This window comes from Mesotoga sp. UBA5557 (assembly GCF_002425715.1).
Taxonomy (GTDB): Bacteria; Thermotogota; Thermotogae; order Petrotogales; family Kosmotogaceae; genus Mesotoga.
Genome location: NZ_DIMV01000042.1, coordinates 16,161 through 29,276, shown reverse-complemented (window position 1 = coordinate 29,276; position 13,116 = coordinate 16,161). Strand labels below are relative to the sequence as shown.

Sequence of the window (13,116 nt, the reverse complement as noted above, 5' to 3'; positions counted from 1 at the left end):
CTAGAAACGGTAAGTAATCTCACCGCCTGCATGAACAACTGGAAGTGTTTTCGTTCCGAAGAACTGCTCTAACTCAAGGCCCGCCGCAACTCCGAAGGAAAGAAAGCCAACTCTAACGTAAACGACGGGAGTGATCGAGAAGAAGACTCCGAACTTTTCAAAGTTTGCAGCCATAAGGCCAACCCGAGAGACAACTCTTAACCCGGCGGCCGATTCCTCTGTAAGATCGTATGCATGGCCAACAAAGGCTTTAAGAACCGTGTTGAAATGACCGCTCTTATAGAATAGCTCCGAGGAAGCGGAGGAAATGAAGGAGAAGTTTCCTCCAATTTCAAATGAGTTCTTCCCTATCTGGCTAATGACATATGCTGCGTTTATTCCGTCATAGATCAGCATATCACTTTCCGACTCTATACCAGAGTAGTGAATTCCATCTATAATTAACGAAGAAAAACCCATGGAACCCAATACGATTACCATCAGGAACACCATTATCGCTTTCACAAGACACCTCCAGTTCATCGAGATTATAGCATGTGTTTTTATGACGTACCGAAGGCCAAACATGGATCTATTTGATTTTGTAACTCACTTAAGCAAGGCAGCAAGATAACCGACAGTTCTGTACCTGTCTCCGATGACTTCACCGCTCGTCGTGTTGCATAGTATATCCATCGATTCAAAGGTTTCTCTAACCGCCACCATAGGTCCTAGACCACAGGCGGTGATTCGCTCGCTTCTGGATATCTCGTATGCCTCTGCGTACTTCCTCTCCTTGACAAGATTCACGAGTCTCCTGTCTTTCTCCATAGTTGTTTCGTGAGACTCGTAGTGATTCAGATCTGAGGAAGCGATTATCAGTAGGTTACTCTTCTCGCTCAGGATCTTCCTTAGCAGCCCGGAAACCATTAATGCCACTTCCAGTCTCTGATCAGTCATAATTATCGGCACGATTCTGAAGTCACTGTACAGAAACTGCAGGAACGGCAGCTGGACTTCTATAGAGTGTTCGTACAGGTGGGCCGCCGTGTCAGATACCACAAGTCCGCTAGACATAGTCATGATTGACTTCCCAAGCTCTTTATCTATCTCTACTTCACCCAGAGGTGTGTCCCAAGAATCTTCATTCCACAGAGATAGCCTCGTCCCAAGGCCGGTATGATTGGGACCGATAATTATTACCGTTGAAGGGGTAATTAGAGAATACGACTTCCAATAGCTCCAGGCAGCAACCGGACCGCTTGCCATGTACCCCGCATGCGGCACTACCAGACCAACTGAGCTTTCAGATTTTCCAGGATTCTTAGGGAGACTCCCTGGTCCTATCGGATGAAAGAAGCAATTCTTGATCTGGCTCTTGAGGTCCTCACTGTCATCTGCGTAGAACTTGCCGCTGACAACGGGGCTCCTTTTCACGGCTCTACCACCTCCGCTGTGATGAAGATAACCAGCTCTCTCTTATCAGACGTTCTGTTTTCGGTAGTAAATAACTTACCGATAAACGGCAAATCGCTCAAGAAAGGCATCTTATTAACGGTTACAGTATCCTTGTTTGCAACAAGTCCACCGATCGTCAATGTATTGCCGTTCGAAATAATCAGTCTGCTGTTTGCTTCTCTCGTCTTCTCACCATATAGCGTTCGCGTTCCGTCCTGATACTTCTCGGGCTCGCTGACTTTTATAAAGAGATCGAGAAGTATCTTGCCGTCATCATTGACAGTTGGAGTAATTCTTAATTCGACTCCTGTGTTCAGATACTCGATAGTCTCGATCTCTACGGGATTACCATCTACGTACTCGATTGTTCGAACCAGGTAGGGAATGGTGTCCCCGATATGAATCTTCGCTTCCTGACCACTCATTGAGACTATCGAAGGACTGGAGATAAGGTCGGAATCGGTGTCCCTATTGCTCAGGTCTGCCCCGATCTTCACGACTGCCGTATTTACGATATCGTCTATCAGTTTCGTAAAATCAAGATAGTCGATGATTTTGAAGTCGAGATCTATCGAACCGCTTTCAATGAGAATCTCAGGAGTGTTAATCCCTATTGCCGTCTTGAACTCCCTCTGAATATCATCAACAAGCGATTTATCCACGAGCCTTGTTTCGATTCGTACCTGCTTTTTAGGACGCGAGAGATCGGATCCAATTTCGTCAAAGATATTATCAACTCTTGATTTGGCCAGGCCTCTGACTACTATATATCCGTTCACCGGATCTGAGAGAACTTCACCTCCATAGAACTCTATAAGCCTTGTTACTTCTTCAACATTGTGGTAAACACGATAGACTAGTTCAACATCGGTCGGTTCTTCACCGGCCTTCTGCTCCTTCTTTGTCACCGCATAGATATCATCGATTCTGCTTATCTCAACCGGCTTCGTGGCATTTATTACTCTGGTAAGAGCTTCCCATGTGAGATCCTTGACAGACATGGTGATCCTCTCATTTATGTCGTCAATGAAAAGGAGCGAGATTTGAAGCTTGTCGGCCACTAGTCTCAACAACTCTTCCAGATCCTGATTGGCGACATTTATCTGGACAAGCTTTCCCTCAACCACTACTCCCCTTTCCAGCGGATCTACTGCCTTTCTCGACTCCTGGACCTCTTTGATCATCTTTTCGGCCATATCAAGGAGAGCTGAACTCTTCGATTTTATCAGCAGCATCTGAAGTTCGGTGAATGTCTGAACCGTGATACCCTCGATCGATTCTCTTAAGAGAGAGGCCAGTTCCTCAGGATTCACCGTGAGATCGGTTATGTATCTCGAAATCTCCCTATCGGCAGCTGCCTCCTCGACTGTCCTGGTAATTACCATTAGAGACTCAGGATCACCTATAAGCAACCACTGCCGATCTAGGTCGACAAATTCGATTTCGAGACCCAGTTTGAAGATCAGTTCCGCTAACTGGGCCTGTGTGACGAGGCTCTTCTCGATCCTCACCGACTCTCTTTTAGAATCAACAGCGAGTATGTTCAGTGCTGCCCTAGCGTTCTCAAGTTCGACCTGAGTCCCAATTCCAATGAGTCTTCCTGAGTATTCAATGATTGATTTCAGCTGAATTTCCGCGGCTTCCAGGAACTGTGTGACTTGTTCTGTGCTCCAGCCGCTAACAGGAGGAAGGTCTTCGATGTTAATTTGCTCTGATGCTTCCTTGCTGTCCGCATTCCGATTCAGCTCTGAAATAAGCTCTCTCGCGAAGTCAACGTGGTCACTCTCTCCTACCAAGAGGAGGCGAGTATCGAACCTACCGATGAAGACAGATACACCAATGTTCTCAAGAGCCTCCTCAAGGCTAGCCATTCCTGATCTTTGGCTCCCCTGAGCAAAATAGACGCTCTCTAGATCCTCTAAGAAGGCTTGCCCTACTGTGATAAGGGAATAGGACAGGAATTTAGCCTCTACAGTTACTGCTTTGACAAGTACCTCTTTCAGTGCTGCTACATCATCAAAGTTACCGACTATCATGTACCTAGATGGTGTGATTTGAACAACGGATACCTCCAGGAGAAGATCGCTAACCATAGCTTGAAGAATCTCAGGAGTTATACTGGCAGGTAAATCAATATAAGCGAAGTGGACCTGCTGGTTGTTAACCAGGTAGTCTATCACGGCCTGTGCTTCGTCGACTGATTCGCGGGTTCCAATTAGCAAATAACCACCGCTCACATCGAAGACTCCAGAAAGAGAAATCGCTTTTGCCTCAAGATACGCATTAAGAGTTTCTGCATCGATTCCGGAGAGTCTCTTTGCGAACCTTGATTCATTTACAATCCCTGCTTTCTCGCTTGTAAGACCGCCTATAACCTCCTCGAATTCAGCAATATCCTCGCCCGTACCTATCATGAAGACCATGTCTCCGACCGGTTCAAATTTGAGCTTCAGTTCCATCAACCCCGCAATCGTCTCGAATTGATCGACTTGCGTTCCATCCGGCTGCACAAAGGTCTTATAAGAGATAGATCCATCGGCAGAAGTTCCCATCGAATCTATCCCTATCCGTAGAGAGGAAATCAACTCTTGAGCTCTCGCAAGGGAGGGCTTGGTTCCGACGATAATCGCATAGTCACCTGCTTCAATAATACCAACCGGTATCTGAATCGACTCGAAGGCAATCTCAAGCTGCCCGGGCGTCAGATTCCTTGGAAGGATGGTAATTGTGTAAGACAGCGGACCTTCGTCTGCCTCGACAGTTTTTCCAAGTGAGTTGTAGACATCGACGGCTATCTCCAGATCCGTTCTAGTTCCGACAAACACAAGCGCAGTATCGCTTTCAAGAATCTCCACTTTGACGCCGATCAACCTGAAGAGCTGATTAAGCAAGTTCGATGAGACTTCGTCTTCAAGATCAAGAATTTCAAATTCACTCTTCTCTCCCGAATCGCCGGTAGACACCTGAACGAGCCTTTCCACAAGTGCCAGAGCGTTCTCTATCGATTCTCTGGTTCCGATAAGAAGCAGAACGTTGCCTACTGAATCCAGATCCACACTGAACCTTAGCTTATCTAACACAGCCTCCAGTGAACTGAGATCGAAACCCTCCGGCAAGGAGATCGTAGCGAATTCGATCTCGTCAGTTTCAGGTTCTTGATCCTCTTTTTCAAACTTTGAGAAGAGCTCAACTGCTCTTGCGTTGTTTTCTCCTGAACCAATGAACACAATGTAATCCGCTACTTCTACGATCTTTACAGGTATATTGAGAGAGGAAAGAAGCTCTCTGAACTGCCCCAAAGAAATCTCTTCTACTAGCTCAACGATTTCGTATTCGGGGCTCTCGAATTTCCCTATTCCCAATGTTGCAGAGACCGAACTCACCAATTCTCTGAAGCGGTCAACATTACTCTGGGTACCAACCGAAACCACGTCTCCACCGACTGGAAGAATCTGGACATTGAGCGATAGACTCTCAACAAGGGCCGCCATTTCGGCTAGCGAAAGCCCATCACCCAACGGGACTATTGAGTACACTCTCTTCTCATCGACCGCAGGATCCTCTGGAGTTAGGTATTCAACTATCTCTTTTGCCGTTCTTAAGTCACTATCGGGGCCAATTAACATCACTTCCCCGTCAACTTGAACAGCTGAAATACTGAGAGCCATGTCGCTCAGAATCCTCTCAAACTTTTCGAGAGTTAGTTCGGCAGGAAGTTTCGCAAGTCTATAGGAGACTCCTTTTCCTAGCCCGCTTCGAATAACTTCATCAAGTAGAGCAACAGCCATATTAACATCCTCTTCGAGACCCGATACGGACATGCTTTGCCCCAGCTTTGTATAGGAGAGGTTGAAACCGGCGGAAACTAGTATCTCCCGTAACTCCTCAAACGTCATCCCGGATGGAATAGTATATAGGGTAGTCAGCTTCTTCGTCTTCAACTCGAGACCGTCCATCAAAGCCGGTATTTCCGCAAGCTGATCTTCGGGACCTATTAGAAGGTAGCCTTGACTACTCTCGTGGAATACCTTCACGGCAAAGCTCATCGCCATGAAGAAATCAGAGAGAGTCTCGCCACTCCAGCCTTCGAGTTTCGGGAAGAACTGTGCCGTAAGGCTCTCCGCCGTCGGCGCCGACCCCATCTCCTTGAGAAGACTCTCAAAGACAACAATATCCTCTTCGTTTCCAACGACCACTATTCTGTCTCCCTCTCCGAAAACGACTAGAGAGGAGTTCATACTTGACAGAAGCTGATTCAGGAAATCAGTACTATGGCCTATCCCACTGAAGATGCGCATTTCTTGCGACTTCTCGGACGGTTTATCGGAAGTTAGGCGGTTAAGAATGTCCCTTACCTGTTCGATCTCTCCCTCCTTACCGTAAACGACGAAGCTGCCCCGAATCTCGAGAACGGAGATTTCAAGGCCAAGCGTGTTAATTATCCCATCGAGTTCTTCGATGGTAACTTCACGAGGAACTATAACTGTGACTTTGTGTTCGCTGATAATATCGTTCCTTATCTGTACGAATCTTTCAATCTCCTTCTCTGCTCCGATCACTACAAGTCTCCCGGCTACAGAAAGAGGATAGACGTTTATGTTGAACGCCGATTTGACTGATTGGGCAGCTGCAAGATCAAATCCGTCACGAACTTCGACAACCAGATAACTCTGTTCGCCGTCAACAACCTGAACCTCTCTTCGCGAGAGTATCGAGCTAATAGTCTCTTCGGCCTTCTTGACGTTTTCCTTTTGGCCGACCGCTATTACTCCGGTTGGCGTATTCAGAAGATCAATACGAATACCCAGCCTAGAGAAGATCGCTCTGAAACTGTCGGTCTCCTCAGTTGGGATTTCCACAAATGCAAAGATGTCAGGTTCATCGCCCTTGGGAAGCACTATGCCTTCAGCAAGTTCGCCGAAGACTCTTACGGTAGAACGAACATCGCTTTCCGGACCTATCACCATCGACCTTCCATCAACGGTAACAACCGTAACTGCAAGTCCCATCTTCTCCAGCATACTCTGCAGATTCTGAATAGAAGGAACGGACTCAACTATCTCGTAGTGAGGTCTCTCAAGACCTGAAAGCCTGGTTGTTTCGGTGCTTATTCTGTCAAGAATTGCCGTGGGGCCCACAATGAGATAACCTGACTGGACCGGTGTTACGCTTACCTTTGCCCATTCTTTTTCTCCCAAATAACCCCTCAAGTATGAAACTAGCTTGCCATCTTCCCAGCCGGCAGGGTTGTTGAAGAATCTAGATTCGACCGTCTCATCTTCTTCCGACCTTGAAAGCACCGAATGGATAACTTCTATCGCCTTTGTCGACTCCTCTTCGGTTCCAACCAGAACAACGCCGGAAGGAGATGAGAGAAGCTCAACATCTAGTCTGAGACTCTCAAGTATGGCAGTGAACTCGCCGATCCTGTCGTTTGGAATGTCAGTGAAAGCGTACTTGAGTTCCTTGTCGGTCTCAAGTATGACGGTTCGATCATTTATCGATTTTACGACGCTCGCTGCATTTTCAAGGTCCTCACCGTATCCGACAATTATCACGTTGCTTCCAAAGCTCAAAGCAGTAGCGTCTATCTTCAGTTCCGAAAGTACTTGTCTGATCGTCTCGAATGTGCCTTCGCTTGCAGGCATTATTATGTAGTCGTATTTTCTCGAGGTCAGTGGAGCCTCAAGACCGTTTCTCAGCATCTTGATCAATTCGACTGTCTTCTCTACACTCTCCTTCATGCCAACGACAAGGTGTTTGTCTCCGACCGGTAGTATCGTCACCTTAAGTCCCAGCCGTTCAAGAAGAGTGTCCAGCTGGTCTATTGCAGGAAGTGAGGTTTCTATGACAAAGAACGGATCTTCGATCCCTGCCAGACGATCGGCTTCCGCAACCAATCTCGAGATAACTTCCAGCGGACCGACAACGATATAGCCACTGGACGAAGGAGTGATTGAGATCCTAGAGAAATCGTCCTCGCCAAGGAAGTCCATGAAGTAGCTGGCATATTTTGCATCGTTCCAGCCCGGCACAACTGCAGCTACGTTTGAAACTCGCCCCTTCTCTCCTTCGGTTTCAGCAACCAGGGCTTCTCTTTCGAGAATCGCGTTGACGGTCTTGATTGCTGTCTCGACCTTTTCTCTGTCACCGATCATTAAAACCCCGGTGGCAGAAGGAAGAAGCTCTACTCCGGCACCAAGCTTATCAAGAATTGCCTGATAACTATCTATCTCGCTGCTCTGTATGCCCGTGAAGGCGTACGTGGGTTCATAAACCTGCGCTGTAGTTCTTCTACTAAGTATGTCATCTACTACCATGATCGTTCTCTCAACTGCCTCTTGAGAACCGATTGCGATAACGCCCGAAGGGGATGTGATTAAGGATACTTCGATTGCAAGTCTCTCAAGAATCGCATTGAAGCTGCCGATGTCTTCCCCGGAAATATCAACGACTCTGTATTCTACAGCTTCAGGCACAGTCACATCTTGTGAGACTGATTTCAAGAGCTGCTCCATTATCTGGCTTGTGCGTCGTACATCTTCACCTGAACCGATTACAATGGTGGAACTACCCATTTTTGCGAGATCAACCATAACCCCCAATCTAGCCAGAAGCCCTTCAAGATCGTCGACGGGAGGTATCCTGTCAAACACTGCGAAAGCCGGATCCTCAAATTCCCTGAGTCTCGAGATCTCTGCCTTGACTACTTCTGCCAGGACAATTGGAGTTAGGGCAACAAACCCGCTGGAGGACGTCATAATTGAGATTCTCTCAAAGTCGTCGACTCCAAGGAATAGTCTAAGGTATTCGCTTACCCTCGCAAGATCCCAACCCGGTATGGCCTTGATGTCAAGAGACACTCTTTCTTCCCTTTCGATTTCCTGAGCCTGAAGCTGTTTATATAGAGATCTGAACTTTAAGAGATCCTCTTCTTCACCTATCGCGACAATCTTGTCAGCCACCCCGACTGCAAATACTCTGTAGTTAAGAAGTTCAAGGGCAGGTTCTAGTGACTGAACGGTAATTCCCGACGATAACGGAAGAAGAAGGAAACTCTCATACTTATCCTGAAGTGGAACATCTTGCGATTCTCTTGAGTTGATCGCCTCAATCAACTCCTCCGCACGTTCAAGCTCAGACTCTGCTCCAATGGCGACAACACCTGTAGGGGTGTTGAGCAGTTCGACATCAATACTCAGCCGTTCGATGATCGGGAGAAGTTGTGCTATCGAATCCGATCTAACATCTACAAATCTGAATCTCAAACTGAGCTCTGCTGAAACACTTTCGGAGTGAGCCATTACCGACTCAACTATGTCAAGTGCCTTTAGAAGCTCTTCCCCAGAACCCACAGCAATTACTCCTGTAGAGATCTGGATGAACTCCGATACGACCCCAAGCTTTTCCATTACTATCTCCAGAGGAGCAATATCTTCAGGTCTTACAGGCAAGAAAATGAACGTTTTTGACTCTAGCGCCTGCTCCTCGGGTTCACCTTCTGGATAGATCGCATCTATAAGCTGATCGATGAGCTTTCCGGTTCTGTCAACACTGTCACGGTTTCCAACTATTAAGTACTTGTCTTCAACAGGAATGATTCCGACCTTTATTCCGAGAGCATCTATTAAAAGCTCCAGCTGGTCAAGAGGAGGTAAAGCTCGCTGTACCATGAAGTGCGGGTCCTGAATCGCTTCAAGTCTGGCGATCTCTTCCTCTATCGTCTTTAGAAGTTCAGCCGGGCCAACGATTATGTATCCACTCACTGAAGGAGCAATCGAGACTCGAGAATAGAGGTCTTCGCCTAGATAGTCTCTTAAGTAGCTGGAAAGCATTTCGTTGCTCCAACCAGCTACCTTCTTAACGAAGGTCGATACGTTCCTTGTATCTTCAGAGGGACCTATCTCCTTCTTCTGATCAACAATCGTTTGCACTACAGTTTTGGCCTTTGAAACCTCTTCCGACGAACCAATCAAGAGGGCCCCTGAGGGGGAAGACAGTAGTTCAGCGTTGATTCCCATTTTCTCCAGAACCAAAGAGTAATCGCCAATCTCATCAGAAGAAACGGAAACAAACTCGAACACCGATTCCGTCACAATAGTCGACGGCCGCTTCTCAAGGATTGATTCTGAAGTCTCCATTGCTTTTGCGACTTCTTTGCGTTCACCGATAATCAAGACACCAGACGGGGAGTCGAGAAGCTCCACTTCTATACCGATGCTCGAGAATATTCCTCTAAATGCTGCAGAATCTTCGCCAGATATTTGAGAGAGTTCAAATACCGTTTCACCGACTTCGGGCTCGTCACCGATTATCTCCAGAAGCTTGGCAACTATCTCTATAGTTTGTTTAACATTGGGTTCAGTACCGATGATAACGAAGTAATCATCAACCTTCAGAATATCGACTATTACTCCGAGTCTCACTAGAAGAGAATTCAGTTCGTTTAATGAGGGCATCCTTCGCTCTATAGAGTAGAAGGGGCTTTCTATTTTCCTGAGCCTATCGAGTTCCCTTTCAACACTTTCCAAGATTGACTCGGGACAGTTGATGATGTATCCCTTGGCGGTCTGAACGAGAGAAATGCTGGCAGTCTTGTCAACTCCCAGGACTACTCCCAGATACGACAATAGTCGTTCAGAGTCCCAACCGGGCACCCCCAAAATCTCTTTGCTTGCAAAAGCCCCCTCCGCACTCTCTGAGGTGAGAATCTCTCCGTACAACCCTCTGAACAACTGAAGGTCGAAGCTGTTTCCGACAACAACGATCTTGTCGTAGATCTCTGTGATAACGAGATCGAAACCGAAGACATTTATCACTGAGTTTAGAGATTCTATTGCAATCTCAGGTTTAGAAGAGATTATCAGGTACGAACTATCGGCATCTACTTCTTGAGGAAGTGTAGTTGGTTCTTTCTTTAGAATCTCATCGACAATCTTCTTCGCTTTAGCCAGTTGTGTTTCGACACCGATTCCGATTATCCCAACTGGTGTTTCCACAAGATCAATCTCGTAACCAAGAAGGGTTAGAATCTCTTCCAGGCTACCGACCAAGGACAACTCAACATCTATTAAGCTATAGCTTTTTGGACCGGTCTCAATCGTCTCAATTCTCGACAAAATCGAACTAATAACTGCCATTGCATCTTCAAGGCGGTCCTCAGTTGCCACAACAGCCACGCCGGTTGGTGTGTTTACAAACTCCACTGACAAGCTGAGTTTATTCAGAAGCTCGCTGATCCCTTGAATCTCGGAATAGGGCAGATTTATGAATTCATACTTGTACTCTAATTTAGCCTCAGAAACGTCCCCCTGTACAGGAAGTCCGCTACACAGCTGCCTTACAAGCCTTGATGCTTCCTCAACGTTCTCCCTGGAGCCAATAATCATGAACTGGTTCTCGACTGGAACTATGGTCGCAGCAATACCCAGTCTTTGCAATAGGACTTCAAACTGGGAAAGAGAGGGGATAGATGTCTCCAGTCTGTACGATGGGTTCTCAAATCCTCTCAGTTTTTCCGCTTCAGCGGAAACCGCTTCAAGAACAGATTCTGTTGCAATAACTATGTATCCATTGCCTGAAGTTGTGAGAGTGATATCAGAGAAGAGTCTAGGTCCAAGAAAGTCGCTGAGGTAGGCTCTGAACTTCTCGATATCCCAGCCGGGAATAGCCCTTATCTGGAGGGAGAGGCGAGTCTCCTGACTTGCCATCCTGCTTTCAACCATCTCAGTGATTCTGGGAATTCTCTCTTCAATGATCCCTTCTATCTCAGAAAGCCTTTCCGGATACGCTCTGATTACCAGAAGACCCGCAGAAGCGATGAAATCCGCCGTCTCATTTTCTACGAGAATCGTTTCGAGCAGATCCCCCAGACCGGAAGAGTAGATTTCGGGAGAGATCTCGAGAATCGATTCCCTTGTCACCCTGTATATCTGTCTTTCATGTTGTTCAAGTTCGTTGATGGCCCTCCCCATGATTCCTGAAGGACCATACATGAATACCAGTCTGTCCGCAATCTGCTGAATTGTGTACTCACTCTCAACGAGACCTTGGGCAGCAAAGAACGTACCAAGAAAACTGGATACTTCTTCATATGAATCGTTGGTCTTCAGTTCCAGGTAAGTGCTATCATAGTCATCAAATGTAATCCCGGTAAATAACGACAGCAGATATTCGGCAGTCTCTATAGAGCTCTTAGCACCCTTCACGATGTAACCCTTTCTCTCGCCTAAGGGCTCGATCATTGAACCTGTAATTCGTTCGACCTGAGCTACTATCGACTCTTCTATTGTAAGGTGATAGTTCACCATGAGGTATGAAACGTCTTCAGAAATTGCGGATAAAGAGTCTGCGATTCTCTCCAGAACAGGAACTAGATAATTTGGCAGCTCGAAAGTGACTTTTCCGATAGGCTCAAAGGTTCTGTCAACGGAAAGTTCCTCATAAACTGCATAGCTTTGAAGAATCCCGAAGATCGCTCCCACGAGGGTCCCGTCATCAGGAAGCCCCGACCCTGAAGCACTTACTAGTTTCAGAACGTCCTCAATCAAGAAGAAATTGTCGGGGAGAGTCAATGTAACCCTTGTCCTGCTCGAATCAAGATCTTCTGAGGTCAAATACAACCTGTAGAGATCGAGATACTCATAAAGGGCCGTAACTTGAGAATCGTTTCCAGAGAATATCAGCTTGTTGAACTCAGGAATACTTACTATGGTAAGGCTTTCTGAGAAGAGCAGCGAATTAAGACTCCTTGCCAATTCGTAGTATGCTGTAAGCGGTTCAACATCGACGTTAGTTATCTCCCACGGGACAGAGTATTCTTTGGTGACCGTGTTTTTCGTAAGAGCTGCAGAAAGACTCATGTGGGTCTGGAGATCGCCAAACACCATCAAAGAAGCCTCGTTCGGCAGATACTCTATGTAGCTATTTACTGGAAGAGTCTTTCTCAGCCTTTCAATCTGTTCTGAAACGGTCTCCCCCTCAATATTGAAATCAACACCGATATACGTCTTCCAGAAGGCATTAACAAGATCTTGAACTTCTTCAGGCGAACCCAGATAGAAGGTTCCGTCAGTCAAATAGGAATAAGCGACCCTATCTCCAAGAGACGTAAGGATATTTCTCAGAATATCTTCGGGCATGGCCAGTGAGAAACCAACCACAACCTGCTCATTTCTAACACTTGGAGAGATGATATACGATAGATCTAGCATTTCTTCCGAAAAAAGATATGTCATCGCAGTAGATAGCGTCATACCATATGTAGTGAATTTCTCGATATTCACATTAATATTCGATCTAAAGAATCTAAGCGTAACAACATTCTCCATAATCGTAACTTCTGGATCATCGATTGCTGGAATCAACAAAGCGACGTTCACCGACAGTCTCTTCGGATCTTGCCTGGTCCACAAACCTTCAACCGGACCCATTCGAAGCGGTAAATTCATATCTCTGCCGCTTACACCGTTTATTGCCAGAGAATATATGGTCCTTGAAGGATTCGATTGTATATTGTAATCTGTGACATTGTCCTTAAAGATCAGAGTCACTGTTACAGATTCTGCATCCATAGTGGGAATGACTGAATTCAGCTGATTAGAGAAACCAATACAGAAGAAGCCCAGAACTAGAAATAAGACCGCTATTCTTCTCACACGAATCACCCCATATTCACCC

3 protein-coding genes are annotated in these 13,116 nt (G+C 46.4%); all 3 read right to left on the bottom strand.

Annotated features, from left to right (window positions below):
* Entirely contained in the window at positions 1 to 504 is a 504-nt protein-coding gene (locus B3157_RS04805) for a hypothetical protein (RefSeq protein WP_292589243.1), read from the bottom strand.
* 84 nt (positions 505 to 588) lie between these two features.
* The gene (gene amrB / locus B3157_RS04800) at positions 589 to 1,416 is read right to left on the bottom strand and encodes an AmmeMemoRadiSam system protein B (RefSeq protein WP_292589241.1); all 828 of its coding nucleotides are present in this window, start codon (positions 1,414 to 1,416) and stop codon (positions 589 to 591) included.
* Positions 1,413 to 13,094 (bottom strand): type II secretory pathway, component HofQ, encoded by an 11,682-nt coding sequence (locus B3157_RS04795; RefSeq protein WP_292589239.1) that lies wholly within the window; start codon positions 13,092 to 13,094, stop codon positions 1,413 to 1,415. The genes amrB and B3157_RS04795 overlap by 4 nt, the downstream gene beginning before the upstream one ends.
* Positions 13,095 to 13,116 lie beyond the last annotated feature (22 nt).